At 65.2% G+C, this 26377-nt stretch carries 24 protein-coding genes; 8 read left to right on the forward strand and 16 right to left on the reverse strand.

The features are described 5' to 3' along the window. The first annotated feature begins 205 nt into the window (after nucleotides 1–205). Complete coding sequence (locus K6L26_RS03810; protein ID WP_019343574.1) at nucleotides 206–421, forward strand: hypothetical protein; 216 nt, start codon at nucleotides 206–208, stop codon at nucleotides 419–421. Between the two features lie 8 nt (nucleotides 422–429). Here K6L26_RS03810 and mgtE read toward each other — a convergent pair whose 3' ends face one another. The 8 genes from mgtE to K6L26_RS03850 form a co-directional block, all read right to left on the reverse strand. Continuing rightward, nucleotides 430–1806 (reverse strand): magnesium transporter, encoded by a 1377-nt coding sequence (mgtE, locus tag K6L26_RS03815; RefSeq protein ID WP_221852692.1) that lies wholly within the window; start codon nucleotides 1804–1806, stop codon nucleotides 430–432. A gap of 85 nt (nucleotides 1807–1891) precedes the next feature. After that, nucleotides 1892–2536: a helix-turn-helix domain-containing protein gene (locus K6L26_RS03820; protein WP_019343576.1), complete on the reverse strand. Its 645-nt coding sequence runs from the start codon at nucleotides 2534–2536 to the stop codon at nucleotides 1892–1894. A gap of 12 nt (nucleotides 2537–2548) precedes the next feature. Next, nucleotides 2549–3733, reverse strand: coding sequence for an NAD(P)/FAD-dependent oxidoreductase (locus K6L26_RS03825; protein WP_221852694.1), 1185 nt, complete (start codon nucleotides 3731–3733; stop codon nucleotides 2549–2551). Then, nucleotides 3730–5022, reverse strand: coding sequence for an FMN-binding glutamate synthase family protein (locus tag K6L26_RS03830; protein WP_019343578.1), 1293 nt, complete (start codon nucleotides 5020–5022; stop codon nucleotides 3730–3732). Before K6L26_RS03830 ends, K6L26_RS03825 begins: the two co-directional genes overlap by 4 nt. Then, the gene (locus tag K6L26_RS03835) at nucleotides 5022–5708 is read right to left on the reverse strand and encodes a GltB/FmdC/FwdC-like GXGXG domain-containing protein (protein ID WP_221852695.1); all 687 of its coding nucleotides are present in this window, start codon (nucleotides 5706–5708) and stop codon (nucleotides 5022–5024) included. Before K6L26_RS03835 ends, K6L26_RS03830 begins: the two co-directional genes overlap by 1 nt. Continuing rightward, nucleotides 5696–6565 (reverse strand): class II glutamine amidotransferase domain-containing protein, encoded by an 870-nt coding sequence (locus K6L26_RS03840; protein WP_065062562.1) that lies wholly within the window; start codon nucleotides 6563–6565, stop codon nucleotides 5696–5698. The genes K6L26_RS03835 and K6L26_RS03840 overlap by 13 nt, the downstream gene beginning before the upstream one ends. A gap of 14 nt (nucleotides 6566–6579) precedes the next feature. Next, on the reverse strand, nucleotides 6580–7884 hold the full coding sequence (glnT, locus tag K6L26_RS03845) for a type III glutamate--ammonia ligase (protein ID WP_064898396.1): 1305 nt from the start codon (nucleotides 7882–7884) through the stop codon (nucleotides 6580–6582). A gap of 133 nt (nucleotides 7885–8017) precedes the next feature. Next, nucleotides 8018–9271 (reverse strand): ammonium transporter, encoded by a 1254-nt coding sequence (locus tag K6L26_RS03850; RefSeq protein WP_036392695.1) that lies wholly within the window; start codon nucleotides 9269–9271, stop codon nucleotides 8018–8020. Nucleotides 9272–9457: 186 nt separating this feature from the next. Between K6L26_RS03850 and K6L26_RS03855 the strand changes: the two genes are divergently transcribed. The 3 genes from K6L26_RS03855 to K6L26_RS03865 are packed head-to-tail and all read left to right on the forward strand — an operon-like array spanning nucleotide 9458 to nucleotide 12161. Continuing rightward, on the forward strand, nucleotides 9458–10765 hold the full coding sequence (locus K6L26_RS03855) for a cytosine permease (protein ID WP_221852697.1): 1308 nt from the start codon (nucleotides 9458–9460) through the stop codon (nucleotides 10763–10765). Further along, nucleotides 10762–11448: a biuret amidohydrolase gene (gene biuH / locus K6L26_RS03860; RefSeq protein WP_019343584.1), complete on the forward strand. Its 687-nt coding sequence runs from the start codon at nucleotides 10762–10764 to the stop codon at nucleotides 11446–11448. The genes K6L26_RS03855 and biuH overlap by 4 nt, the downstream gene beginning before the upstream one ends. Next, nucleotides 11445–12161 carry a GntR family transcriptional regulator gene (locus K6L26_RS03865; RefSeq protein ID WP_221852698.1) on the forward strand — a complete coding sequence of 239 codons (717 nt, stop codon included), beginning with the start codon at nucleotides 11445–11447 and terminating at the stop codon, nucleotides 12159–12161. The genes biuH and K6L26_RS03865 overlap by 4 nt, the downstream gene beginning before the upstream one ends. Nucleotides 12162–12168: 7 nt before the next feature. Here the strand turns inward: K6L26_RS03865 and K6L26_RS03870 are convergent, their stop codons facing one another. After that, nucleotides 12169–13533, reverse strand: coding sequence for an alpha/beta hydrolase (locus K6L26_RS03870; RefSeq protein WP_221852699.1), 1365 nt, complete (start codon nucleotides 13531–13533; stop codon nucleotides 12169–12171). Between the two features lie 249 nt (nucleotides 13534–13782). Between K6L26_RS03870 and K6L26_RS03875 the strand changes: the two genes are divergently transcribed. Beyond that, on the forward strand, nucleotides 13783–15267 hold the full coding sequence (locus K6L26_RS03875; protein WP_221852701.1) for a sugar transferase: 1485 nt from the start codon (nucleotides 13783–13785) through the stop codon (nucleotides 15265–15267). Between the two features lie 6 nt (nucleotides 15268–15273). On the opposite strand, the gene K6L26_RS03880 is transcribed toward K6L26_RS03875, so the two are convergent. Both K6L26_RS03880 and K6L26_RS03885 read right to left on the reverse strand, forming a co-directional pair. After that, entirely contained in the window at nucleotides 15274–16227 is a 954-nt protein-coding gene (locus K6L26_RS03880; RefSeq protein ID WP_221852702.1) for an amino acid--[acyl-carrier-protein] ligase, read from the reverse strand. Beyond that, the gene (locus K6L26_RS03885; protein WP_221852704.1) at nucleotides 16224–17285 is read right to left on the reverse strand and encodes a lipase family protein; all 1062 of its coding nucleotides are present in this window, start codon (nucleotides 17283–17285) and stop codon (nucleotides 16224–16226) included. The genes K6L26_RS03880 and K6L26_RS03885 overlap by 4 nt, the downstream gene beginning before the upstream one ends. Nucleotides 17286–17545: 260 nt before the next feature. On the opposite strand from K6L26_RS03885, the gene K6L26_RS03890 reads away from it, so the two are divergent. The 3 genes from K6L26_RS03890 to K6L26_RS03900 are packed head-to-tail and all read left to right on the forward strand — an operon-like array spanning nucleotide 17546 to nucleotide 19976. Next, nucleotides 17546–17782: an acyl carrier protein gene (locus K6L26_RS03890; protein WP_221852706.1), complete on the forward strand. Its 237-nt coding sequence runs from the start codon at nucleotides 17546–17548 to the stop codon at nucleotides 17780–17782. A 5-nt stretch (nucleotides 17783–17787) separates the two neighbouring features. Continuing rightward, a complete protein-coding gene (locus tag K6L26_RS03895; protein WP_221852708.1) occupies nucleotides 17788–18204 on the forward strand; it encodes a 4'-phosphopantetheinyl transferase superfamily protein in 417 nt (138 codons plus the stop codon). A 32-nt stretch (nucleotides 18205–18236) separates the two neighbouring features. Beyond that, nucleotides 18237–19976 carry a serine aminopeptidase domain-containing protein gene (locus K6L26_RS03900; RefSeq protein ID WP_245008681.1) on the forward strand — a complete coding sequence of 580 codons (1740 nt, stop codon included), beginning with the start codon at nucleotides 18237–18239 and terminating at the stop codon, nucleotides 19974–19976. Nucleotides 19977–19989: 13 nt separating this feature from the next. Here K6L26_RS03900 and K6L26_RS03905 read toward each other — a convergent pair whose 3' ends face one another. Genes K6L26_RS03905 through K6L26_RS03925 form a run of 5 tightly spaced genes read right to left on the reverse strand, consistent with a single transcriptional unit; the run spans nucleotide 19990 to nucleotide 26376 of the window. After that, nucleotides 19990–21195: a glycosyltransferase gene (locus K6L26_RS03905; RefSeq protein WP_221852710.1), complete on the reverse strand. Its 1206-nt coding sequence runs from the start codon at nucleotides 21193–21195 to the stop codon at nucleotides 19990–19992. Beyond that, entirely contained in the window at nucleotides 21192–22334 is a 1143-nt protein-coding gene (locus K6L26_RS03910) for a glycosyltransferase (RefSeq protein ID WP_221852711.1), read from the reverse strand. Before K6L26_RS03910 ends, K6L26_RS03905 begins: the two co-directional genes overlap by 4 nt. Then, a complete protein-coding gene (locus K6L26_RS03915; protein WP_221852713.1) occupies nucleotides 22331–23317 on the reverse strand; it encodes a hypothetical protein in 987 nt (328 codons plus the stop codon). The genes K6L26_RS03910 and K6L26_RS03915 overlap by 4 nt, the downstream gene beginning before the upstream one ends. Nucleotides 23318–23320: 3 nt before the next feature. Beyond that, nucleotides 23321–24514, reverse strand: coding sequence for a glycosyltransferase family 4 protein (locus K6L26_RS03920; RefSeq protein WP_221852715.1), 1194 nt, complete (start codon nucleotides 24512–24514; stop codon nucleotides 23321–23323). Next, nucleotides 24511–26376, reverse strand: coding sequence for an O-antigen ligase family protein (locus K6L26_RS03925; RefSeq protein ID WP_221852716.1), 1866 nt, complete (start codon nucleotides 26374–26376; stop codon nucleotides 24511–24513). The genes K6L26_RS03920 and K6L26_RS03925 overlap by 4 nt, the downstream gene beginning before the upstream one ends. Nucleotide 26377 lies beyond the last annotated feature (1 nt).

Here is a 26377-nt window from a genome sequence, read left to right on the forward strand (position 1 = left end):
ACGCGCTCAACTGTACTCCGCGCGAATCGCAGGCCAAAACCCGCCGATGACGTGCACTTCCCCCGATCGGGGGAACACATCTTCATCAGGTTGATCGCCTGATTGCCGGACAGACCCGGGGCGCCGGAGATCGCATTCTTGTCTCAGTGGCCGAACAGGCCGCCGAAGAAACCGAAACATACACTGAGACAAAGGATTTCAGATCATGACGAAGTTCACCAAGGCCCTGGCCCTGCCCATCCTGTCCGCGGGCGTCTTCGGCGCCGTCGCGCTCGGCCTGGCGGGCACGGCCGCCGCGCAAGAGCCGCACGGCCCGGGCAACCAGTTCAGCCCGGATACCTACGCCACCCCGGCCCCGGGGATGAAGCCCGGCTGGCACAACCATCACGGTCCGCAGCGGATCGTCGGCATCTACGAGTGAGCGCCGCCCTATAAACCCGCCAACTGCGGCAATGTGAGGTGGGCGATCCAGAAATAGATCATCAGGCCGGTGCCGTCGACGATCGTCGCGATCATCGGGGCCGACACCACCGCCGGGTCGACCTTCATCTTCTTCAAGACCAGCGGCAGCACCGACGACACCAGCGAGGCCCACATCACGATCGCGGCGACCGTCAGACACACGGTCAGGGTGACCTGCGGCCCGACACCCAGCGTCCAAGAACGCACCAATGCCGCGGCAGCCATGGCGATGGCGATCAGCGCGCCGGTGGACATCTCCTTGGTGACGATGGCGGGCACGTCGCGGAACCGGACCTGTCCGGTGCCCATGGCCCGGACCAACGTGGTGGTGATCTGGGTGCCGGTGTTACCGCCCGTACCGATCAGCAGCGGGATGAAAAAGGCCAGGGCCACAACGGCTTCCATCTCTTCTTCGAACGCCCGCAGTACCGTTCCGGTGTAGGCCTCGGCAGCGAAGAGCACCAGTAGCCAGACGATGCGTTTGCGCCACAGCAGCCAAGGAGAGGCCTGAAGGTAGGGCACCTCGAGCGGCGCGGATCCGCCCTGGCGCTCGGCATCCTCGGTGGCCTCCTGTTCGGCGACTTGCACGGCGTCATCCTCGGTGAGCACGCCCAGCAGCCGGTTCTCGGCGTCTACCACCGGTAGCTCATCGAGCTGATGGTCGATGAGCGTCATGGCGGCGTCCTCGACGTCCGTCAGCGGTGCGACGGTGACCGGGTCGTCCATCAACGCCTCGACCGGCCGATCGGCGGGCGTCAGCACCAGCGCGCGCAGCCGTACTGCCCCGAGGAGAATGCCCTCGGGACCGACGACGTAGACGTAGGCCCCGGCTGAACCGTGCGGGCGGCCGGCGGCGTGCTCCCTGATCTGGTCGACGGCTTGGGCCACGGTCGATGTCGGTGCCACGGTCAGCGCATCGGGCTGCATGTGGGCCGCCACCGAGTCCTCCGGCCACGACAGCACACCGCGCAGCATCCGGGCCCGGTCGATAACCATGGCGTCCAGCAGCGAATCGCGTCTGGGATTGTCGAACCGCCGCAGGATCTCGGCGGCGTGCGGGGCGTCGAGCGTGCTGACGACTCCGGCCGCGGCTTCGACTGGTGCTGCCTTGAGTACCTTCGCCGCCAGGTGGGCGTCGATGGTCGTCAACAGCTCGGGGCCGGTGTGGGCGTCGAGCAGCCCGCCGAGTTTGGCCCTGGCGTCGGCGGACAAGGCCGCGATCTGGCGCTCGCGCTCGGTCGGATCGGATTCGATTTCCAGCCACAGCTCGATGGCCTTGGTGGTGTCCATCTCGACTGCCTCGCGCAGGCTGATGGTGGCCGCGCCGGCCTTGGTGCTGCTCATCTGTCTCCTTTGCCGCCCCGGTCGGAGTTCAGAAGTATCGACCCGAGGTTTACGCAGTATGAGCAGAAGGTGTCCGGATAGGGCGTTATACCTGCGAGTCGGGGAAGGCGATCACCGACAGGAACCGGATCGGCAGTTCGATCAGATCCACCGGCCCGTGAGCGCCTTCACCGTCGATCTGTAGGGAGTCGCCGGGCTGCAGCCGGTACACGGAGCGGCTGTGGCTGTAGTCCATGACGCCTTCGAGCATGTAGAGGAACTCGGTGCCGGGGTGCTGGAACAGCGGGTAGGTCTGGCTCTTCTCGGTCAGCGTGACGTGCAGGCATTCCAGCCGCTTGTGCTCACCGCGCAGCGAGCTGAGCAACTGGTACTCGTGGCCCTGTTTGGTGCCGTTGCGCACGATCTCCGGGCCGGTGCCGGCTTTGACGTAGGCCGCCGGACGTTCGACGTCGGCGCCGCGGAACAGGCTGGTCACCGGAACGTCGAGGCCCTTGGCGAGCAGGGCCAGGGTGGACAGGCTGCACGAGGTCTGGGCGTTTTCGATCTTGGACAGCATGGCCTTGGAGATGCCCACCCGGGCGGCCATGTCGGCGACGGTGAGCCCGTGCTGTTGGCGCAGTTGCCGGACGTTGCGCCCGATGGCCGCCTCGAATTCGAGCTCCTCGACGGGTTCGTGCGGATCGCGCTCGCGGGCCGTGCCGGAATTACGCAGCAGAGGCTGGTCGCTCACGACACTCCTGATCTATCGCATCTCCCCGGCACCGACGTACGGATACCGGCTGGTGAGCAAATTGTCCTCTGCGAACCGGGCGAGCCGGAAATCCGTCTCGGGTATCCGCGGGTCGCGGCTGTGTCCCTCGGTCACCAGATCGGCGACCAACTTGCCGACCGCCGGGGCGATCTTGAACCCGTGCCCGCTGAATCCGGCCGCTACCAGTAGGCCGTCGATGCCGGTGGTGGAGATGACGGGGTTCCAGTCCGGGGTGACGTCGTAACAGCCGGCGTAGCTGCCGCTGATCGCCGCGTCGGGGAAGCCGGGGAATCGGGTGCCGACCTTGTCGACGGTCAGGTCGATGAAGTCGTCGGTGGCCCGGTTCAGGTAGCCGTCCGGGTCGGCGGGTTCCAACTCGGCCAGGTCGGAGTTTCCGAACAGTAGCTCGCCGCTCAGTTCGGGCCGGATGTACTGCAGCGAGACCAGGTCTGAGAACACCGGCACGGGGCCGGTCTCCACGCCGGGCTTGATCGTCACGATCTGTTCCCGGTGCACCCGGATGGGTACGTCGACGCCGTAGGGCAGCAGGAAAGGCCTGGTCCACACCCCGGTGGCGACGACGACGGTGCCCGCTGAAATCCTTGTGCCGTCGGCCAGTTCGGCGCCGGTGACCCGGCCTCCGTCGAGCTTCAGCCCGGTCACGTTGGCGCCCTGCATGATTCGGACCCCGGCGGCCCTGGCCGAGAGCGCGAAGGCCTGAGCGGTCTGGTAGGCGTCGCCGTACCCGCCGCGGGCCTCCCAGCCGAACGCCGCGAACGGTTCCAGGTCGGCCCATGGCCAGAGCTTGGCCACCTCGGAAGCGTCGATCTCCTCGGTCTGCACGCCGACCTCGCGTTGGGCGGCCAGGCTCTTGCGGAGGTTCTCGACGTTGGGTTCGCCGACGCCGACGACATAGCCGGTCTGCCGGAACCCGATGTCGTCGCCGAAGGTCTGCTGGGCGTTCTCGAAGACCTCGAGGCCGACCGTCGCCATGGCGGCCAGCGAGCTGACCCCGTAGTGGCAGCGCACGATCCCGCTGGATTTCCCGGTCATCCCGGCGCCGACGGTGTTGCGTTCCAGCAGAGTCACATCGGTGACCCCGCGCTGGCTCAACGCCCACGCCGCCGCGACGCCTTCCAGCCCTCCGCCGACGATGACCACGTCTGCCGTGCTCATAGGCCTGGGATCCAGTTCGTGCCGGCCAGCGGAACCCGGGCCATCGCCGCGGCTTCGATGGTGACCGCGACCAGGTCCTCGGGCTCAAGGTGGCACACGTGTGCCTTGCCGCAGGCCCGCGCGATGGTTTGGGCCTCCATGGTCAGCACCCGCAGGTAATTCGCCAGCCGCCGCCCACCTTCCATCGGATCGAACCGCGCCGCCAGTTCGGGGTCCTGCGTGGTGATGCCTGCCGGATCGCGCCCGTCCTGGAAGTCGTCGTAGAAACCGGCGGCGCTGCCGAGCTTCTCGTACTCCGCGGCGTAGCGAGGGTGGTTGTCGCCCAGCGCGATCAGGGCGGCGGTGCCGATCGCGACGGCGTCGGCGCCCAGGGCCAGCGCCTTGGCCACGTCGGCTCCGGTGCGGATGCCGCCGGACACGATCAGCTGCACCTTCCGGTGCACCCCGAGCTCTTGGAGAGCCTGCACGGCCTGCGGCACCGCGGCCAGGGTGGGGATGCCGACGTGTTCGATGAACACCTCCTGGGTGGCGGCCGTACCGCCCTGCATCCCGTCGACCACTACTACGTCAGCGCCGGCGTGCACGGCCAGCTTCACGTCGTAGTACGTGCGGGTGGCGCCGACCTTGACGTAGATCGGCTTCTCCCAGTCGGTGATCTCCCGCAGTTCGTTGATCTTGATGGTCAGGTCGTCGGGGCCCGTCCAATCCGGGTGCCGGCAGGCGCTGCGCTGGTCGATCCCCTCGGGCAGCGTGCGCATCTGCGCCACCCGCGGAGAGATCTTCTGGCCCAACAGCATTCCACCGCCTCCCGGCTTCGCGCCCTGGCCGAGCACCACCTCGATGGCGTCGGCCTTGCGCAGGTCGTCGGGATTCATCCCGTAGCGCGACGGCAGGTACTGGTACACCAGGTGCTTGCTCTGGCCGCGTTCCTCGGGTGTCATGCCGCCGTCACCGGTCGTGGTCGAGGTGCCCGCCTCACTGGCCCCGCGGCCCAGGGCCTCCTTGGCCGGCCCGGACAGCGCACCGAAGCTCATGCCGGCGATGGTGACCGGGATATCCAGGTGGAGCGGGTGTTTGGCGTGCCGGTCACCGAGCACCACGTCGGTGCCGCAGCGTTCCCGGTAACCCTCCAGCGGGTAGCGCGACATCGACGCGCCCAGGAACAGCAGGTCGTCGAAGTGCGGCAGGCGGCGCTTGGCGCCCCAGCCGCGGATGTCGTAAATGCCGGTTTCAGCGGCTCGTTGGATGTCGGCGATCGTGGAGCGATCGAAGGTGGCGGATTCGCGCATCAGTACTCACTCGCATTGTCGACGTGGAAGTGGTAGAGGTTTCGGGCCGAGCCGTAGCGGGTGTAGGCGGCGGTGTCGTCGTCGCCGAAGCCGCTGGCGGCCAACAACTCCGCGAGCTCGGCATGGTGCTCGGGCCGCATCGGCTTGGCGATGCAGTCGGCTCCCAGCGACGCCACCTCGCCCCGCACGTAGATGCGGGCCTCGTAGATCGAGTCGCCCAGCGCCTCCCCGGCGTCGCCGCGCACCACGAGCCGCCCGGCCTGGGCCATGAACGCGCTCATGTGGCCGATGTTGCCGCCCACCACGATGTCCACCCCCTTCATCGAGATGCCGCAGCGTGCCGCGGCGTCCCCTTCGACGACCAGCAGCCCGCCGTGTGCGGTGGCCCCTGCCGATTGCGAGGCGTTGCCGGTGACCCGCACCGTGCCGCTCATCATGTTCTCGGCCACCCCGGTCCCGGCGTTGCCGTCGATGGTGACCTCGGCGAGCTGGTTCATCCCGGCGGCGTAGTAGCCGACGTGGCCTTCGACCGTCACGCGTATGGGGGCGTTGAGGCCGACGGCCACATTGTGGGCGCCGTCGGGGTGGGCGATGACGTACTCGCCCTCGACGCCCGGCTGATGCAGTGCGGCGTTGACATCGCGCAAAGGCGTCGTGCGCAAATCAAACCCAATCAACGTGTCCATGCGTAGACCACCTCCGGTTCCGGTTCCCAAATACGTGCCTGCTCGACGCCGGGCAGCCCGGCCAGCGCCCGGTACTCGCTGGCCATCGCCACCCAGTCGGCGGTTTCGGCGATCACCGCGGGCTTGCACGCGATGGCGTCGCGCACCACCGCGAACGAGTCGTGGTCGGAGACCAGCAGGGTGTAGAAGCCGTCGAAAGTGGCGCACAGTTCCTTCAATGCGGTGGCCACGTCTCGCCCGGCGGCCAGCTGCTCGGCCACGAACCGGGCGCCCACCTCGGTGTCGTTCTCGCTGTCGAACGCCACCCCGGCCCGGCGCAGCTCGCGGCGGATGGTGGCGTGGTTGGCGAAAGATCCGTTGTGTACCAGGCACTGACCGGGACCGACGGTGTAGGGATGGCAGCCCGACGGGGTCACGGCCGATTCGGTCGCCATCCGCGTGTGCCCGACACCCTGCCAGCCCTGAGCCTTGGTCAGGCCCCACGCCTCGGTCAGGGCACGGGGATGGCCGACCCCTTTCAGTACCGCCAGATCGGGACCGAACCCGGAGATCAGTGCCGTCGGGTAGGCGGCGCGTACCAGGCCCAGCAGCTCCTCGGAATCCATGTCCGCCGACAGCAGGTAGGTCGAATCCACCTGCACCACATCGACATCCGGTCCCAGATCGGGCTTGCCGGCAATATCGGTGACCGAGACGCAGCCCTGACCGTACGGCGACCACTCAGGGTCGCCGTAGACCGCGATACCGGCCGAATCGGCGCCGCGGTCGGACATCTCGCCCAGCATGGCGGCCAGCAGTTCGCCCAGCCGCGGATACAGCTCCGGTGTGCGCAGGTGTAGCCCCACGATCCCGCACATGTGTTGTCTCCCTTCTAGAAAGCAGTGAGGTATTGGTCGACTTCCCACGGCGTGACGGTGCCGTGGTAGGCGAAGAACTCCTCGCGTTTGACGTCGGCGAAGTAGGAGGCGACGCCGTCGCCGGCGACGTCGAGCACGCCGGTGACGATCGGGTCGGTTTCCAGTGACTCGACGGCGTGCAGCAGGGTGGGCGGCAGGGCCGCCGGTCCCTGGGCGCCCACCGCACCGGGGTCCAGGCTGCGTTTGACGCCGTCGAGCCCGGCGCCCAGCGCCGCCGCGATCGCGAGATACGGATTGGCCGAGCCGTCGCCGCCGCGCAACTCGATGCGCTGACTGTCGGGCACCCGGATGTAGTGGGTGCGGTCGTTGCCGCCGTAGCTGGGCTTGCGCGGGGCCCACGACGCGCCGGATGCGGTCGAGGTGGCTCCGGTTCGCTTGTAGGAGTTGACGGTTGGGGCCACGACGGACTGCAGCGCGCAGGCGTGGTCGAGGATGCCGCCGATGAACGCGTATGCCGTCTCGGACAGGCCGAGGCCTCGTTCGTCGCTGTCGCCGGGGAAAACCGGGGTCCCACCACTGGTGAGCGACAGGTGCAGATGCAGGCCGCTGCCGGTGCGGTCGCTGAACGGCTTGGGCATGAAGGTGGCCACCATGTCGCGCTCGGCGGCGATCATCGACAGCAGGTAGCGCAGGGTGATCACCCGGTCGGCAGTCGTCAGTGCGTCGGAGAACTCGAAGTTCTGCTCGAACTGGCCGTTGCCGTCCTCATGGTCGTTGGCGTAGTTGGACCAGCCGAGGGTGTTCATCGCGGTCGAGATCGCGGTGAGGTGCTCGTACATGCGGGTGACGCCACGTGCGTCGTAACAGGGCTGGGCGGCGGTGTCGGCGGCATCGGCCGTGGCAAGGGCACCATCGGCGGTGCGGCGCAACAGGAAATACTCGACCTCGGCGCCCACCCAGGGCTCGAATCCGGCGTCGGCGGCACGCTGGATCAGGCCCTTGAGGATCACCCGAGGTGCGTAGGGCCACGGGGCGCCCCCGACGTGGGGGTCGCAGTGCACCAGCGCCAGGCCTTCTTTGATGAACGGGATCGGGGTGAACGAGTCGGGATCGGGGATGGCGATCAAGTCGGGGTCCTTGGGTTCCTGGCCCATGGCGCCGACGGCATAGCCGGCGAAGCCGACGCCCTCGGTGGCCAGCAGCTCGACCGATTCGACGGGAACCAGCTTGGCGCAGGGCTTTCCGCGCAGGTCTACGAACAGCGCGAGGATGAACTTGGTGCCGGATTGTTCGGCGAGGGTGGCGAGATCGGAGGGCATAGCACCAGCACTTTCGTCTCTTGGTGAGAATCACCGTATCACGGTAGGAAACTTCGGCAAGTCGAGTAAACCCCGGTCACCGGCTGCCGTGAGAGCGGCCCACGGCAGCCGGGCCGGGGAATCATGGTTCAGATCAGGCGAATTCGAGCTCGTAGGCCGAATCCCGGTGGAACGTGGTGTCGATACCCTTCTCCTCTTCCTCGGACGAGATGCGGATTCCGATGGTCTTCTTGAGCACGAACGCGATGGCGAACGCGACCGCGAACGAATAGGCCATCACCGCACCGGCCGCGATCGCCTGCTTCCACAGCTGGTCGACGCCGCCGCCGTAGAACAGTCCGTTGGTGGCGTTCGGCATGCCCTCGCTGGCGAAGAAGCCGATCAGCAGCGTGCCGACGACGCCGCCGACCAGGTGCACTCCGACCACGTCGAGCGAGTCGTCATAGCCCAGCTTCTCCTTGAACCCGACGGCGTAGACGCAGATCGCCCCGGCGATGGCGCCGACGAAGATCGCGCCGATCGGGGTGACCGCACCGCAGGCCGGGGTGATGGCCACCAGGCCGGTGATCGCGCCGGAGGCGGCGCCCACGCCGGTGACGTGGCCGTCCTTGAGCTTCTCCACGCCGATCCAGGCCAGGGTGGCCGCGCAGGTGGCGACGAAGGTGGTCACCATGACGATGGCGGCCGAATTGCCTGCGGCCAGGGCGGATCCGCCGTTGAAGGCGTACCAGCCGGCCCACAGCATGCCCGCGCCGAGCAGGGTCAGCGGCACATTGTGCGGTTTGCGCAACTGGCCGAACATGGCCGACTTGCCGAGCACGATGGCCACGGCCAGGGCGGCCGCCCCGGCGTTGATGTGCACGGCGGTGCCGCCGGCGAAGTCGATGGCGTGCAGCTTGTTGGCGATCCAGCCGCCGACCGAGTTCTCGGTGACGACACCGTCGAAGGCGAACACCCAGTGCGCGACCGGGAAGTACACAAGTACGGCCCAGGCCGCGGCGAAGATCATCCATGCGCCGAACTTCATCCGGTCGGCGACCGCGCCCGAGATCAGTGCCACGGTGATGGCCGCGAACAGGGCCTGGAAGATGGAGAACAGGCTGACCGGAAGGCCGGCGACCGTGGTCATCGGTTCCATGAGGTCTTTCATGCCGGCGAATTCGGTGAAGCTGCCGACGAATCCGCCATATGACGTCCCGAAGACCATCGAGAATCCGAACAGCACCCACAGCACGCCCACCAGGGCGACCGCGCCGAACGTCATCATCATCATGTTGGTCGAGCTCTTGACCGAGACCATGCCGCCGTAGAACAGGGCAAGACCCGGGATCATCAGCGTGAGGCCGATGATGCAACACAGCATGAATGCCGTGGTTCCTGTATCCATCAACATCTCCTGGGGGTGGCGGCCCGGACGGGCCGATCACCGGCAGTAGATGATGTTTCTGTTACGTAGACCGACGCGCTGTGTTGCGGTGTCGTTAACGTCGCCAGGCGGGCGGTGAGGATCTCGTAACCGGTGCTTTATGTGCTGAAACGCCAGGGAAATCCGTATACCGCACCGTATACAGCCATGGATACAGCGCACGCCGAACGACATTCGACGCTTGGTGAGGAGTACGAGAACGAGCCGGTCCCCGTATCCGCCCGCAAGTCACTTTTCTCGGTGTCGGCAGTGTGGGTCGGGTTCCCGATGATCATGACCTCGGCGGTGTTCGCCGGCATCGTCGTCTACAACCTCGGCTTCGCCAGCGGCATGGCCGCCATCCTCGTCGGCGACCTCATCCTGATGGGCTACGTGGGCACGCTCAGCTACCTGGCCGGGCGCTCCGGAAAGAACTTCGCGCTCACCGCGGCGGACACCTTCGGCACCAAGGGCTTCCGCGTAGTTTCGGCATTCCTGTCGGCGCTGGTGATCGGCTGGTTCGCCTTCCAGACCGGCATGGTGGGTTCGACCCTCAACCTGTCCATGGGCTGGAGCGCGCCGTGGATCACCCTGCTGGCCGGGGTGCTGTTCGTGGCGCTGACCTTCGTCGGGATCCGGGCCATCTCGTGGATCGGGGTGGTGGCATCGGTGCTGTTCGTCCCGCTCGGTGTGGTTGCCGTGGTGCTGGCCGCCGGTAACGGCGGAATCGGATCGGCGCTGAGCTATGGCGGCGGGGCCGGGGCGAGTGCGTTCAGCTTCGGTGTCGCCGTGACCATGGTGTTCGCCTGCTTCGCCGACTCCGGCACCATGACAGCCGATTTCACCCGGTGGGCCCGCAACGGTAGAGAAGGTGCGTTGGCGGCCTTCGCCGCGTTCCCGGTCGCCTATCTCATCGCTCAGCTGGCCGGTGCGCTCGTGGTGGCGCTGGGTGGGGCCGCCGCACCGGGCACCGCCGGCGGCGACTTCCTGCATGTCCTGGTCAGCGCCGGGGGCGTGTTGGTGCCGTTGGCGATCGTGTTCGTCTTCGTCAACCTGGGCAGCGTGTGTGCGCACTGCCTCTACAACGGGGCCGTCGGATTCGGCAACATCACCGGAAAGACCATGCGTCAGTTGACGGTCGTGCTCGGTGTCGTCGGCACCGTAGCCGCCGTCGCCGGTATCTGGTCGTACTTCGCGACCTGGCTGAACATCCTCGGCGTGCTGGTCCCCCCGATCGGCATCGTGCTCATCCTCGACCAGTTGGTGTTCGCCCGCCGCCGGGCGACTGCGGCACTGGCCTGGAAACCGTTTGCCGCCTGGGCAATCGGAGCCGGGGGAGCGTTGCTGACCCACTTCTACGCGCCGCAGCTGTCCGACGCGGTGGTGGCCATGGTGGTCGGTGGCCTCGCGTTCACCGCGCTGGCGTACCTGCCGGTGCGGGCCGGGCAACCCGTCCTCGCGGGAGAAACCGCATGATCACGATTGACGCCAACCCTTACGTCTGGCCCTACGACGGTGACATCCCCGCTGGGCGTACCGCGTTGATCAACATCGACTGGCAGGTCGACTTCTGTGGCAAGGGTGGATACGTCGACACCATGGGCTACGACCTGTCGCTGGTGCGGACCCCGCTCGGACCGGCCCAGGAGGTGCTCGCCGCGGCCCGTGCGGCCGGGTTGTTCGTCATTCACACCCGCGAGGGCCATCGGCCCGACCTGTCGGACCTACCGGCCAACAAGCGCTGGCGCTCAGCTCAGATCGGTGCCGAGATCGGTTCGGCCGGTCCGTGCGGGCGGATTCTCACCCGCGGCGAGCCGGGCTGGGAACTCGTACCCGAGATGGCCGCTCTGCCTGGGGAACCCGTCATCGACAAGCCGGGCAAAGGCAGCTTCTATGCCACCGACCTCGACCTGGTGCTGCGCAACCGGGGGATCACGCACATCATCTTCACCGGCATCACCACCGACGTCTGCGTGCACACCACCATGCGTGACGCCAACGACCGCGGCTACGAATGCCTCGTCGTCTCCGATGCCACCGGCGCCACCGACTACGCCAATCACCTTGCGGCGCTGAACATGATCACCATGCAGGGCGGGGTGTTCGGGGCCCACGCCACCAGTACGGATGTGGTGACAGCGCTCAAGGAACTGCAATGACCACAGCCACCCAGCCCGTCTCCTTGCGCGACCGGGTCTACCTCGAACTCGGCAAGTTGTTGATGGCCGGCGAGATCGACCATCGGACGAGGCTGGTCGAGTCCCAGTTGTGCGAGACACTCAATGTCAGCCGGACCCCACTACGCGAGGCTCTGGTCCGGTTGCACGCCGACGGCATGCTCGAACGCAGGCCCGACGGCTACTACCCGGTCGCCCTCGACATCCCGGGCGTCCGTGACCTCTATGAGCTGCGCATCACCATAGAACTGCGCGGCATCACCCGGATCCTGGAAACCGACGAGCTGCGGTACGACAAGGACCGGCTCGCGGCGCTGCGCGCCCAGTGGCTGGGGCTGAAGGCCAGCCCGCCCCCGTCGGACGGCGACATGGTGCTGCGCGACGAGTCCTTCCACGTCGAACTGTGCGCGGCGTCCGGGAATCAGGCGATGGTCGCCACGCTCGACAATGTCAACCGCCGGATCCGGTTGATCCGGATGTATGACTTCGTCACCGAGGAACGGGTGATAGCCACCATCGACGAGCACCTCCAGATCGTGGACCTACTGCTCGACGATCAGCTCGACGCCGGCCGCACCGCCCTGCACGAGCATGTCGGCGCGAGTTTCGAGGTGGTCGAGCGACGTGCGCTGCGTGCGCTGAGTGCCCGCGCACTCGGCCAGTCGGTCACCTCGCTCGACGCGCTCTGGAAGTAGGAGCCGGCTACTTCTCGCCCGCGCCGGGCAGGCGCCGTTCTCGCACATAGGGAGTGCCGAGTGTGCTGGCCAGCCAAGGTAGCGCGGCGTCGAAAGCCGCTCCGGCCGACTCGAAGCTGTGCGCGCCCTTGTAACCCACCACGGAACATTCGACGTTGTAGCCGCTCAGCAGGGCGCACAGTTTGTTGGCGTTGGCGGCGTGCTCCTCGGAGAAGGTGTCCCAGTCGGCGATCGCATCCTCGGCTGGTGGAGTGGCGCTGGCATCGCGGTGGACGGTCGGGGTGGTTTCAGCGACGCCGAGCCACGCTGCCATGCCGTCGTACGGGCCGTGCCGGGTGATGATCGTCTTCGGGTCGAATGCCTCCCAGGCTGCCCGGTCGCCGCCGAACAACCTCGCGACGGTTTGGTCCATGGTGCCGGCATTGGGACCGAGAGTGCCGTCGAGCCAGACGATGGCGCTGAACATTTCGGGATTGCGAACCGCGGTGGTCAGGGAGCAGGTGGCACCCGAAGACCAGCCGGCCAATCCCCAGTTCTCGGCCTTCGGGCTGACACCGAAGCGCGAGATCATATATGGCACCACGTCTTTGGTCAGGTGGGCGGCAGCATTACCGCGCACCCCGTCAACGCATTCAGTGTCGTTGTTGAATTTCCCTGAGGTGTCGGGAAATACGATGATCGGTGCGTTGCCGTGATGCAGCGCCGCAAAATCGTCGAGCGTCTTCAGCGCGTCCGTCGACTGGAGCCAGTCGTTGGGGTGGTTGAACTCGCCACCCATCATGATGACTGCTGGCAGCTGCGGTGGCGGGTTGCTGGCGAACCACGCCGGGGGCAGGTAGACCGTCTCGGTCCGATGCGCGAAACCCGACGCGTCGCCGGGGATGTTCACCCGCACCACTGTGCCGCGCGTCGGAACCTCACCCTTCTGCTGGAGCGCGGCGAGCTGGGCTTCGTCGATCCACTGCTCGGGCTCGGTGTGGGTCAACCGCAGCCAGGCGGAGCGGACGGTGGGGAAGTAACCGGTCGCGGTGTTGAGGGCGGCCAAGCCGCACACCACCACCATCACCACCGAGAGCGCGGATACCAGCCTGCGCCACCATTCGCTGCCGCGCCAGCCGGCGATCAACACCGTCGCGGCGAAACCGAACATCGCTGTCCAGAACACGGTGCCGAATGAGATGGCCTCGGCAGACCAGCCCTGATCCCGCACGAACAGCCGAGCTGCCGCCGCCAGGCCGACGCCGACGAGCACCGCGGCGAGCAGCCAGCGCCGCATCCATTCCGGAGACCGCCCCCGCCCGATGGCGACCACGATCGCGACAAGTGCGAGTAGCTGCAGAGTTATCGGGATGAGGCCGCTGGTCAGGGACATGGGTAATCCGAATTAGGTGAGGGCGGTGATTTGACCGGATTCACGATTCTCCAATTTTGACCGCAGTGTTCGGAAATCCCACTGGTGTCGGACTATACCGACGGGTGGCTTCGGGAGTAGGCCGGTTGCAACCACATTGAGACCGCCGCGATGGGGGTTCTCGTCCCAAAACGCTGTTCGAGCAGTACCTGCGCGTAATAATCACGGGGACATAGTTGAGGATGGGATCCCCTTGGAGTTGGTTACGCCGTGAATGAGCCTCGGACTACGTCGGCCGGCGCGAAACCCGAACCCGCGGCCGTGCAGGCGCAAGCGCACCGATGGAGATCCGCATACCGCCGGCGTGTCCTCATCGCAGATGCCGTTGTTCTCGCCGTGGTCATCGTTTTCGCCGAATGGATCGGTACTTCTCTGGCGCACCGCCATTTCGCCAGCTTCACCACCGCAACGGCCTTTTCGGTCGGCATATATATCGGTTGGTTGATCGCGCTCGGATACGTACATTCCCGCGATCTCACGCTGGTGGGGCAGCAGGCCGAGGAATACCGGCTGGTCGCAGCGGCTACCGGATGGACATTCGCGATTGCCGCGGCCGCCGAAGTCTTCCTCGACATGCCGATTTCGCGGATCCAATTCGGGGTCACCTTCGGTCTCGGACTCATCGGGCTGTTTGTGGCCCGGCACCTGCTCCGCGCGGACGTGCGTCGCCGAAGACAGCGGGGGAAATACATCTCCCGTGTCGTCGCGTTGGGCGACCTCGATGCCGCGCGCACGTTGTCCGAATATTTTCAGCGCTCGCCCAGCGCGGGATACCAGCTCGTGGGTGTCCTCATGCCGGATGCCGGCGACATGATCGGGCAGGACGTCCAGGTGCCCACCGGTACCGTTCCCGTTCTGGGGTTCAACGACGACAGCGAGATCGAAACCGCTGTGCAGGCGGCCGGCGCGCATTCGCTGGCCGCTGTGTACGCGGGGGACTTCGGACCAGAGAAGGTCAAATTCCTCGCGTGGCGCATGCAGGCGATCAATGCCGGACTCATCGTGGTCCCGGGTTTGACCGAGGTCGCGACACACAGGCTGCAACTACGCCCGCTGGAGAATCTGCCGCTGTTCGTCATCGAAGCACCTACCCACGACAGGGTTTCGATGATAACGAAACGAATCCTGGATCTCGTCCTGGGAACGATCGGAACAATCATCGCGCTTCCGGTGATTGCACTGGCCGGGCTGGCGATCAAACTCGATGATCGGGGCCCCGTCTTCTACCGGCAGGAACGGGTAGGTGTCGACCAGAAGACGTTCCGGATCTTCAAATTGAGGACGATGCATGTCGGCACCGATAAATTGCCGCAAACCAATGAACAACATGAAGAGAGCATGTTCAACAAGCGCTCATCATCGTCCAGCGTCACCAAGGTCGGAAAATTCCTGCGTGCCACCAGCATCGACGAGTTGCCCCAGTTGTTCAATGTGCTGGGCGGCTCGATGAGCGTGGTGGGTCCGCGCCCACTGGTCCCAGGGGAAGCCGGGTCGGACGCTGCCTTTCTGGAACACCGCGAGCACGTCAAACCGGGCATGACCGGGTTGTGGCAGGTTTCCGGGCGTTCGGATCTGGCAGACAAAGACCGAGTCAGGCTCGACGTGTCCTACGCCGGGAACTGGTCGGTGGTGGGAGATCTCGTGATCATCTGGCGTACGGTCGGCGCAGTTCTCAAGCGCAAAGGCGCGTACTGACGGGGGTTACCAACCCATGGCAGTGCGCACGGCGGCAGGCCACGATGCCGTGTCGAAGCCGTGAGTCCGCAGTAGCCCCAAGGCAATTCGCTCCATGCCGAAGCCGACGCAGGCACTGTGCGCGACGCCGCCGTCGGCAGTATGCAGGCCGAACGAATCCCCGAAGTGATCACGGTGGCAATTGGCCGATACCAGTGCGGTGCCGTCGTGCAGGTCTCCATAGAGCCGCACCAGTAGTTCCGTTTTCAGGCCCTCGTCGCGCTGGTTCGCCGCCAGCATCTTGCCGACGCGTCCGAAGAACGGGTCGTTGGCTGCCTCGGGCCGGGCATCCAGGCCGAGCCGGGTCAGCACCGCCATGCCGTGGTCCACCCACGTGTCGCGATGTGTCTGCGCCTGATCGGGTGTACCGACCAGCACGTACTCGTGCATGCGGAAGGCCTGCATTCGTGCCGGGTCGATGGCTGGCTCGTGGCGGAAGCAGTAGCCGTAGATGTCCATCACCACGCCCCCGTCGGGGAGGTCGGACGGCAGTGTCGCGTAGCTGGGGTGGCAGGCCGCGGTGACCAGCATGGTCCCTGAGGGGCTCAGATGCCCGTCCCACGGCACGCCGGCATCTCGATCCGCCAGCAGCGCGCGGTGCTCGGCGTTTCCGCCGGTGAAGGTCGAGATGGCACCGGTCAGATCAGGGAAAGACGCGATGTAGTCCGTTTTCTCGAATTGATCGCGCGGATACACCGGCGGGAACCGCAACACCTTCGCGTGATCGCCGTGGACCTCGGCACCCTTGGCACGGACCGCGTGGTCGATGCCGTCGACGATGCTCTCGAAAACCGCTCCACGGCCGTACAGTCCGTCGATACCCATCGGCACCAACAGGCCCGCTGCCACCAGCTCGTCGCGGAACTGCCTGCGGGCCGCCTCGAGTTGTGTAGCCACGTCCTGAGCGTCGGTCTCGGTCATCTGCCAACCCTAGCGTCACAGTCGTTCTGGGCCGGTGCGGATTTGAAGCGGTCGTCTATCCACGACAGTGTGGCCGCGGAGGCAGGCTCGGGCTGCGGCTCCTGCCGGACGGTGATGACGTCGCCCATCTTGCACGCCTCCTTCAGTGCGCCGTCCGTCCAGGGCGCCGGGCTGAGCGGTTCGGTGCCGCTGTAGCTCACGAGCATCGGCGCTTGGGTCGGACCCTGCGGCAGGCTGGACTTTCGCAGGTAGCCCTGCAGAGTGGTCACGGCGTCCTGACTGGCGGGTGCCAGATCTCCGGCCGGAATCTGCGCCGCGACCTGCTGGGCCGTTGGTGAGGATTGGCAGCCCAGTAGTGCGTTCCATTGTTTCAGAGCGGCACCGCGCCGGTAGTCGTCGAGATTGACCCCGTCCGGATACTCAGAGTGCAGCGCGGCCACGAAGCGCGCGAACGCGACCTTCTGATCGTCGTTCAACGTGCCGTTCTGTGCGGCGTCGGCGAGGCCATTGACGTCGGATATCGGTGACACCGAGACCGAACCCACGAGCTCCCCGCCGAAGTTGTTGTAGTCGACGGCCAGCTCATTCGCGGCCCACGCCGCCTGGGCTCCCTCGGCTATGCCCATCGCCAGCCATGACGTCGACGTCTGAGGCTCCGCACCATGGGCAGCTTGTGCTGCGTCGATCATGTTGTATCCAGCTGTCGTCGAGTCCAGGTACGGGTGGTAGGTGTCGTCGTAGTTGGTCGTGCTCGAAGGCCTACCCAGGCCCTGAAAGTCCGGCACCGCGACCACGTAACCGGCCTTGAGTAACGCTACGACGGTAGGTGCCAGGCCGAGCAGATCCGGGGATAGAGAAGGAGCGCAATCAGGAGTCGTTCCGGTGATGCGGTGACCCAGCACCACTATGGGGAATCCTCCCTCCGGCACGTCGCCCTTGGGCGTGAACACCGAAGTGTTGAAATGGGTTTCGCCGTCGTAGACGCCTGATCTGGAGATGTGGGTGACGACGTTCATCGACGCGGCGACATCGCGGATGGAATCGGCAACATTAGTCACTGGAACCGAACTCACATTGTGTGACGGTTCGCCGCCGGAGTCACTTTTTGTCGCGTCGGTCTCGGGGTCGGATCCGCAACCGGTAAGTGCGAGCACAGCGGCCGAGACCAGTGCCAAACCCCGACGCATCATCAACTCCCCTCAGGTTCGTGTGAGATCTGAGCCTAGTCAGGCCAAACGCTGCGCTGTTGAGGAACGGTTCGAGTCCGGATAGGAAATCCCCGACGCTTTCTTTTCGGCCGCACCTTATGCTGGCCAGCATGCGGGAGAAAATTGAGAAGGCTCTGGCTGACCACGGAAGAATGGCGGTCGACCCAACTGGCATCGACGCCGACGCCGACCTCTATGAGCTGGGACTCACCTCGCACGCCTCGGTCAATGTCATGCTTGCTCTCGAAGACGAGTTCGACATCGAATTTCCCGACGAAGCGCTGAAAAAGTCCACTTTTGCATCGATCAACAACATCGAAGCGGCCGTCAACAGCCTTATCGATTAGCGCGCATGAACCCGCCGGACTTCGCGCTGCCCGGGCACCGTATCCGCGTCGGGTGCGATGTAGTGGCCATTAAGGAGATCGAGAATTCGTTGGCCTCGTTCGAAGACCGGTTCCTGACCAAGATCTATACCGCTGAGGAGGTCGCCACCTGCGCAGGGCCGAATCGGCTGCCCCGACTCGCTGCCCGTTTCGCTGCCAAAGAGGCCGCCATCAAGGCGTTCGCTCGGCCGGACGCCGCATTCGCCCCGCTGGAGATCGAGGTCGTCACATCGGGTCATCTGCCGATGTTGCGGCTCACCGGTTCAGCTGCTCGATTGGCTGCCGAACAGGGGTGGCAAGAGGTCTCGGTGTCGATGTCCCACGCTGACTGTCACGCCGCGGCGGTGGTGGTGGCTGTTTGCGCGAGTGGAAGTGGCGGCTAGACGAATTAGCTAAAATTGCCGGGTGCGCTTGAGTGACCTACGAATTCCGGTTATCCATGGGTAGTGGCAGCGTGCAGGGCGTGCCGACGTGGTTCGGGCCCGAAGAGGCGCGGCTTTTCGGTGTGGTGCATGCCTCGGATGATGGGCTTGCCCGGGCCGGCGTGGTCATCTGTCCACCGCTGGGCCGTCAGCATCTGGACACGTACCGTGGATTGAAGTTGCTGGCACAACAGTTGTCCGCCAATGGATTTGCGGTCCTGCGTTTTGACTACGCTGGTACCGGCGATTCGGTGGGAGCACAAATCCGGGATAGCGCCGTGGGCGACTACGTGGAGAGCATCCAAATTGGAGTGGACTATCTGCGTGCGTCCGGAGTGCAGAGCGTGGCACTGGTCGGTCTGAGGGCTGGTGCCTTGCTGGCGGCGACAGCGGCGTCCTCGATCGGGGGTCTTGACGGGCTGATCCTGTGGGACCCGGCCACCGATGGTCGCCGTTACCTGCGCGAACAACAGGCGCTCTACCAGATGACGGTGGGCGGGCAGGATCCGGACGAGTTGCCGTCAGAACCGGACACGGTGCCGCTGCTCGGACTAACTCTCTCGACTGCTGCTGCTGCCGCCCTTCGCGCTCTGAAGATGCCGACAGGCGTGGGATCGACGCCGGTACTGGTGCTGACCAGGCCGGAACACGTTGAGGATCGGAGGCTCGCCGACCTGCGTGCAGCGGACAACTGCACGGTCCAGGAAATCACCGGGCAGCCTGAATTCGTCGAACCTCCCAGCATCGTGGTGAAGATTCCGATGGAAACCTTGGCGATGATCGAGAAGTGGCTCGACACGAATCTGCCATCAGAGACTGTTTCGTTCCGGCCTGTGGTTACCGATCGTGCAGTGGTCGATGAGTTGCCTGACGGCCGGAAGGTCACCGAAGCGGTCACCGAACTCGGGCCCAACCGGCTGTTCGCCATCCGAACTGAACTCACCGGCACTACCGAGGGTGGCCCGACCGTGTTGTTTCACAACACCGCGTGCGAGCATCGAGTCGGGTCAGGGCGAATCTGGCCGGACACGGCCCGGGATCTGGCCGCTCTTGGCGTGAGTGTGGTCCGCTACGACCGTCGTGGGGTCGGCGACACCGGCGTCGCCACCGAGGATTTCCCGTGGATGCATTCTCCAGTGGCCAAAGCCGATGTGACCGAGGCGGTCGACGCATTGGCGGTGTCGCCTGAGCGATTGATCATGACCGGAATCTGCTCGGGTGCTTGGAACTCCGCCTATGGCGGATTGGAGCGCGGAGCGAAATTGGTGGTGCTGCTGAACATACTGCTGTATTCGTTGCGGCGTTCCGAGGGCGGATCGGAGCGGATCGCGCAGGTGACCGACGCCGTTTCAGGCGATGAGGACACCGGTGATGAGGACACCGAGGAGCGGCGGGTGTGGGGCCTGGTCAAGCAGGGTCTTCGAAATTGGCTGCCATATCAGGGTTGGTTGTTACTCGGCCGGCTCGGGTACACGCAAGCCCCCGAGGTGCTTCTCAAGGCGCTCGGCGAGAGTGGAGTACCTACTGAACTCGTGCTGTCACCGATGGATTTCGATTGGTATGTAGGGCATCGGGGCCTGATCGGAGCCAAGCGGCTCGCACGTCGCGGTTGGGCGCCGAAACTGACGCAGGTGCCCAGCGGTGACCATGCAGTGCTACATCGCGGTTTGCAGAACTACATCCGTGAGTATGTTCTGAATGCTGCGCGCCGGGAGTTTGCCGACCAGCTCTGAGGCGACTGTCTCCTCAGATCGACGCAAGTAGTGCGCGCAGTGCGGCCGTCGTAGCGTTGATGTCGAATTCCCGCTCGACCAAGTCGCGTCCCGCGCGGGCATAGTTGTCGAGTACGGGGCCCGACGAGATCAGTTGTTCCAATGTGTCGCGAAGGCTCTGCGCGTCGCCAGGAACGGCCAGCAGCCCAGTCTTATCCGGTATCACCAATTCGGGGATGCCCGACAGGTTCGTCGACACGGTCGGTATGCCGCTGGCCAAGGCCTCCATCAGTGCGACAGGCAGACCCTCCATCTGGCCATCGGCAGCGACGATGCTGGGCAGCACGAAGAGATCCGCTTCGGCCAGAGCCTGCTTCACAACCGTCTCCGACTGTCCGCCGTGGAATCGGACCCGCGACCCGAGTCCCAGTTCGCTTGCCATGGCCTGCAATTCATCGCGAAGCGGGCCATTGCCGATCAGGTCAAGCTCGATCCGGTCGACGCCTGGGCCGCCTAGAGCCAACGCGCGCAATAACACTTCGTGGCCTTTGTATTCCTGCAGTGAGGCGACACAGAGGGCGTGAAGCGGGCCGTGGTCGGGAATTTTCCTGGGGTGGAAAGGATATGCCGCGGTATTGATTCCGGCGTGGATCACATGGACTGGGGTTGAGGTATGACGCTCCAAAAGTCGGCGGTTGTACTCCGATATCGTGACGATGAATTCTGCGCCGTCCAGTTTGCGGCCCAGCATGGACTGGTCGACGTAGAGGTCGTGCGCGTGAATGGTGACGCTGTAGGTGATGCCGGATAGTCGGGAGCAGATCCATGCTGCCAATGCGGGGTACGTGGCGTAGTGGGCGTGAACGTGACGTGTGTTCCCCGGAGGGTGTAGATCGCGGGCGTGTGCGGCGGCAATCGGAACTGTAGCCACTGCACGAGCTAGCAGACCGGCCCGGGCGCCGTATCCACGCGCTACATCCGCCATGATCGACAACATGATGAGTGGGTGCCGGAGCAATGCCCACAGCATTCCGGTGACACTCGCACCGACACCCGGCCGCACCAACTTGTCCATCCAGGGGCGGGCAATGTCGTGAACCTGCGGATCCGGCGCCGGAAACAGTGAACGCAGCCCTAGCTGACGGCCGTCAGCCGACAGGGCATCCAGTTCCCTGACGATGAAAGTCTCCGACGTGACCGGGAATCGCGACACCAGGTAGTCGATCTGCTTGCCACTCAACGCTTGCTCTCGATCAGTTCGCGGTAGAGGTCCTGTAGTCGGTGGGCCCATGCGGTCGCAGAGAACTCGCTATGCGCGCGCTCGATAGCCGGCGGTCCCAGCGCCCTTCGTAGCTGGGGGTCATCGAGCAACCGCGTCACGGTGTCGGCCAAGGCCGTGGGGTTGTTGGGCTCGAACAGCAGCCCGGTGGAGCCGTCGACGATGATGTCGGGGATACCCCCGATTCGTGATGCCGCGATGGCCTTGCCCGACGCCGAACCCTCGATCAGCACGGTGGGCAGGTTCTCACCGTAGATGGATGGCAGGAGTATGACGTCGGCGGCCCGGTAGACCTCTGGCATGTCGGAGCGAATCCCGGCGAAGATCACCGATTCGGTCAGGCCTGATTCGCTGATCAGGCTGCGGTACTCGGCCTCTTCCTCGCCGCCGCCGACCAGCGACAGGATGGCATCCGGGTGTTTCTGCAACACGCGCGGCCAAGCCTTGATCGCCACAGGTATGCCTTTGAAGTCTCGGAAGGCGGCCGGTAGCACGACCAATGGTCCTGGGCCTCCACCTAACTCGCGACGAACCGCCGGATCCGGCTCGCCGGGGTGGAAGTTGCTGACATCGATTCCGTTGTGCAGCACATCCCAGTTCGCCGCGACCCGGCCCTTGCGGTGCACCTGCGCCCACGACAACCGGCTGGCCTCGGAAACGAACAGCACCCGGTCACCCCGGGTCGCGGCTACGGTGGCGACGTGTTCGCGCCAGTATTCGAGGCCGGGCCACCGTTCGGTTACGTGGTGGAATGTGCAGACCACGGGGCGGCCGGTGAGTTTCGCGGCAGGTACCGCAAAGCTGGCCGACATCTCCAGGTGAGTGTGCACCAGATCGTAGCCACCGCTTCGGATTTCGCGGGCCAACCGGGGAACGCCGGTGGGGTCCAGCAGTCGGCTGATGCCGAGCGAGCGCGGGTGTACGCCGGCTTCGGCGAGAATGCTCATTGTTTTGTCGGAGTTGACCGCCGCACTGTCGAGGCCGACGAACTCCATGTCGACATCGGTGTCGCGCATGGCGACGGCCAATGGCGCCAAAAGTGTTTCGGCGCCACCCATCCGGAACCCGTCGATGAGGGTGAGCACCCGAATCGGCTTCATTTGAGAACCCTCAATTTCTTCCAAGGGATGTCGGTCATCCCGTCATAGTCCCATCGCACCCCGGCGTCACTGTAGGTTGAGCCGACGGTTCCGGGGGCTGCTGTGTTGTCTCGTTCGAAGCTGATGCTCAGTGGTGATGCGCTGACATCCGTGACGAACCCGCCGTAGCGCTGGAGCGCTTCGGCCATGTACCGCTCGGCCGGTGCCAATCCCAGGGAGTCGGTGTCCAAACTTGGGTCCAGCTGTATGCGTGCGCCTTCGGGTATGCAGTCGGGTCTCGTCGACCGGCCATCGGTCTTGAGGGCCGGCGGCCGAAACACGTCGGCACATACGTTGTTGCTTTCGATGGCGAGAGCGTGCGGGATGAAGCCCTGCGCGATCTCTGCGACCCGCACGACACCAGCCAGCCGGGATGCGCCCGAACCCGTGCTTGCTCCACCCCAGCCGGAACCATCGAGGTCGTTCACGGCGGCAAATTGGGTTGTCCAATAGTCATTTTCACGCTTGGCGCGCCAGAATTCGTATATCTTCCGTTCTTCCGGATCGATCACTACCATTGAGCCGTCGGAGCCATATTGCGGCCGCGCGTCGTCGGGTATCGGTATCTGGAGGCCTTTGAAGGGGCAGCGGCCCCACAGGGTGATGAGACACGGCACCGAGTGGCGGGGCGTGTTCGCGTCCGCGGTGTAGATCGGGATTCCGTATTCGACAGTGGAAACGTAGGCGCTGTCATCCCAGCCCACGGCTCCGATCATCGCTGCGCTATTCGGATCGACTTCGGCGTCCGCCGGGATCGGTGTCCGAAAAGGGCTGTCCTCGGCGAACGGCTGGACTAGGGGAGGCAGTTGAGGAGTGGTGGTCAGCGGGGGTGGGGAGGACGTTGGCTGTTCCATGAATGCCTGCGGTGAGTTATCCGGGACACTCTGACTGACGGTGATTGCGGCCAACACAGCGAGCGCAGCGATTGCGATCTTGGCGGCCATGGTTCACTTCTCAGGACTGACACGAGGACCGGCGGCCGTCACCGCATCGCTGATGGAGGCCGCTGCAACGCTCCAAGAGCGTTGTACCGCAGTCTGCCCCGCTTCCCCGAGTCTCGCGGCCAACTCGGGGTCCTGCAGCAGCCGAAGCATCGCGTCGGCCAGCTGCGGAGCGTCGTTCGGCGGTACCAGCAGGCCGGTGACGCCGTCCTCGATAGCGGCGGGTAGATCGCCGACCGTGGTGCCGATCACCGGACGGCCGAAAGTGTAGGCCAGGTGAGCCACGCCGCTGGCGCTGGCGCGGATATACGGAGTGACGACGACTCGCGCGGATTCGATGAGTCCGGGGACCTCTTCCATTGCACAGTAGCCCGGCCGAGCGTCCACTCCGATGGTGGCGGCCCGGGCCAGCAGATCCGTGGCATCCACGTCGGCGCTGATAGCACCCGCCACGATCAGGCGTGCTGATGGCATCTCGGATTTGACCATTGCATAGGCATCGATCAAGACATCGATGCCCTTGTAGGTGGTCCACGTGCCGAAAAAGAGGGCGACTGGCTCGGTTTGGGTGACCGGTGCCGGTGGACGACCGTGATGCATTGCGCCGGAGTCGCCATGTGGAATGACGACGACGTCGCAGCTGGGGTGCCAGTGGTCGAGGACGATCTGCCGAGTTTGCGGTCCCAACACGAAGACGACGTCCATTTCTCGCCATGCTGCTGCGAACGACGCCTGTAGTAGTCGGCCCTCCTTGGGCTTGCTGGTGTCCGTGGCATCGGATCGAGGTAGTGGCTCGTGGGCGATGATGCCGAACACTGTGCGAGACAACAACTTAGCGATGATGACAACAAACCATGGTTCAAAGGTGAAGCGCCACTGCGAGAACAACACCGCGCGTGGAGGCCGACGGCACAACTGATAACCCAGCACCAGCCAGGCCAGTACCAACTGACCGGCGCGCCAACCTCGGCGCAGCAGATACCAGAGGTGGCCGTGGTCAGGGTTGTCGTTGGGATGCCAAGTGGGCAGCACAGAGCGGATTGTGAACCCGGCTTCAGCCGACGTGATCTCAGGTTCCGGCCCGGTCCATAATTCGACCTCGTCCCCGTGCTTCGCCAAGGCGCTGCCGAGCTGGGCGGCGAACTGGAAGAGACCGCCCGATGGCGAGAACTCAACCAGGACTGTCCGATTGTCCGTCATACCGCGGCTCCGGCGGGCTTCGGCGAATTTGGGTGCGTGGTCGGCCAAAAGCGAGTCGCGAGCCGGCCTGCCAGGAAGCGGGTCAGCACCATCGAGACCAGACTCCAAGCGGCTGCGTAGAGCAGTGCCGACCTGGACCGCACGGAGGTGCGTTCCAGGTCCACGCCGGTGATGGTCTCGACGGTGTACTGCATAGGGCCAATGTTGTCATTGATTCGGGTCCGGGATACCGCTAATGCGTTCGCCAGACGCCTTTTCGCACTCTCGGCGTCAGGTGCGGTGACCGAGAACGTTGCGATACCGCGGATAGAGTCGGAGTCGATCTCAGCGGGCGCGTCCGTGTTGTACATGACTTCGACCATCGTCGGCAGGAATGCTTCTCGTGCTCGGACATTCATCGCGTACGAAGCCCATCCATCGAGTGGACCGACCGGCATCATGATGACCTTCTGGCTCGCCTTCACCGCGGGGGTGCTTGCCGTCATCATGCTGACCACGGCAACTGCGACACCGGCTGCGGCGGTCACCGTCCACAGCACAGTGGTCCGCACCATGCTGCGGATCACCTCCGGCCGCACGGGTTCGGGCGGCCCGAGGGCACAGGCCAGGGCGAGCACGATGGCGAATGACCGGAAATAGGCCAGGTGCAGAAATACACTGGCTGCCGACCAGGTGATGATGCCCGTGAGCGTTGCTGCGGCCAGTGCGCGTTCGACCGACTTGGGGTCAGCGGCGATTCGCAGTGCCACGATCGTCAGCACCCCGCCGACCATGATCCCCCAGGTCAGCAGCCCAGTCATCCCCGTCTCGGCAAGGAGTTGGGCGTAAAGGTTGTGCGGCGCTACGAGTCCTTCGTTGACGGCCGTCTTCACCCGGTCGGTGAAGTACGGCACCTCGGCGCCGAACGCCCCGGGGCCGAACCCGAATGCCGGTCGGTGTTGGAACATCTGCCAGGCCATCTCCTGAGATGCCTCGCGGCCCAGGACCGATGGGTCGATGTCGTAGCTGCGCTGACCACCAGACCCACCGAGGACGTCGTTCACCAGCGCCACCATGCGATCACCGATGCCGGGTATCGCAAACGCGACCAACACGGCCGGTGGTACGAAAGCCAGCTTCTTCGGCTGTCCCGACGCGATGAACCACACCACTGCCGCGATCCCGGCCGACAGCTGAGTCCCGCGGGACTGGGTCAGATAGGCGCCGATCAATATGGCCACACCGGCCAACAACCAGATAAGTGCCTGTCGTTGCTGCGCGGCGCGTCGGGCGCGGTAGGCCAGTGCCCATGCCATCGGCAGGCCCATCACCAGGACCCGGCCCCAGAAATTGGAGTCGTTGTAAGGTCCGCTGTACCGCTGCGTCGTGATCAACTCGCCCTGGGCAGCAGAAATCTGGGCGAGCCCACCGAACGTCTGGGCCCCACCCGTCAGGTAGCTGACCAACGTCAAGAGTGAGAGGACGGCCAGGGTGGCGGCTACCGCTCCGGCTACCGCCCATGGGCGGCCGGTGATTTGGGTGAACATGAGGATGATGAACAGGTACACCAGGTCGACGGAGGACCGGTACATCACGCTCGACGACGCCGCGAGGTCGACGGAGCCGACCATGGCGATCGCCTGCCCGGCGACGTAGATGCCGATCAGAACGGCACCGGCTATCGTCCAGCGATTCAGCCGAACTCGGGCTGCGGGGTCGCGCAGCGTCAGGCCCAAGGCGATGGTGGCAAGGGCAACACCGGCTTTGAGCAGCGGGGCCGAGGTGTAGGCGCTCGCGACCTCCGACAGGTTGGCGATTTCTACGACGACCATGACAACGAGGACGCCGACGATCCACCTGCTGGAGCGGGTCACCTCGTGCACG

The organism is Mycobacterium farcinogenes, from assembly GCF_019739075.1.
GTDB lineage: Bacteria > Actinomycetota > Actinomycetes > Mycobacteriales > Mycobacteriaceae > Mycobacterium > Mycobacterium senegalense.

Coding starts and splice junctions, on each gene's coding strand:
- K6L26_RS03810 (WP_019343574.1), top strand. CDS start 206: ATGACGAAGTTCACCAAGGCCCTGGCCCTGCCCATCCTGTCCGCGGGC.
- mgtE (WP_221852692.1), bottom strand. CDS start 1,806: ATGAGCAGCACCAAGGCCGGCGCGGCCACCATCAGCCTGCGCGAGGCA.
- K6L26_RS03825 (WP_221852694.1), bottom strand. CDS start 3,733: ATGAGCACGGCAGACGTGGTCATCGTCGGCGGAGGGCTGGAAGGCGTC.
- K6L26_RS03830 (WP_019343578.1), bottom strand. CDS start 5,022: ATGCGCGAATCCGCCACCTTCGATCGCTCCACGATCGCCGACATCCAA.
- K6L26_RS03835 (WP_221852695.1), bottom strand. CDS start 5,708: ATGGACACGTTGATTGGGTTTGATTTGCGCACGACGCCTTTGCGCGAT.
- K6L26_RS03840 (WP_065062562.1), bottom strand. CDS start 6,565: ATGTGCGGGATCGTGGGGCTACACCTGCGCACACCGGAGCTGTATCCG.
- glnT (WP_064898396.1), bottom strand. CDS start 7,884: ATGCCCTCCGATCTCGCCACCCTCGCCGAACAATCCGGCACCAAGTTC.
- K6L26_RS03850 (WP_036392695.1), bottom strand. CDS start 9,271: ATGGATACAGGAACCACGGCATTCATGCTGTGTTGCATCATCGGCCTC.
- K6L26_RS03855 (WP_221852697.1), top strand. CDS start 9,458: ATGGATACAGCGCACGCCGAACGACATTCGACGCTTGGTGAGGAGTAC.
- biuH (WP_019343584.1), top strand. CDS start 10,762: ATGATCACGATTGACGCCAACCCTTACGTCTGGCCCTACGACGGTGAC.
- K6L26_RS03865 (WP_221852698.1), top strand. CDS start 11,445: ATGACCACAGCCACCCAGCCCGTCTCCTTGCGCGACCGGGTCTACCTC.
- K6L26_RS03870 (WP_221852699.1), bottom strand. CDS start 13,533: ATGTCCCTGACCAGCGGCCTCATCCCGATAACTCTGCAGCTACTCGCA.
- K6L26_RS03880 (WP_221852702.1), bottom strand. CDS start 16,227: ATGACCGAGACCGACGCTCAGGACGTGGCTACACAACTCGAGGCGGCC.
- K6L26_RS03890 (WP_221852706.1), top strand. CDS start 17,546: ATGCGGGAGAAAATTGAGAAGGCTCTGGCTGACCACGGAAGAATGGCG.
- K6L26_RS03895 (WP_221852708.1), top strand. CDS start 17,788: ATGAACCCGCCGGACTTCGCGCTGCCCGGGCACCGTATCCGCGTCGGG.
- K6L26_RS03910 (WP_221852711.1), bottom strand. CDS start 22,334: ATGAAGCCGATTCGGGTGCTCACCCTCATCGACGGGTTCCGGATGGGT.
- K6L26_RS03915 (WP_221852713.1), bottom strand. CDS start 23,317: ATGGCCGCCAAGATCGCAATCGCTGCGCTCGCTGTGTTGGCCGCAATC.
- K6L26_RS03920 (WP_221852715.1), bottom strand. CDS start 24,514: ATGACGGACAATCGGACAGTCCTGGTTGAGTTCTCGCCATCGGGCGGT.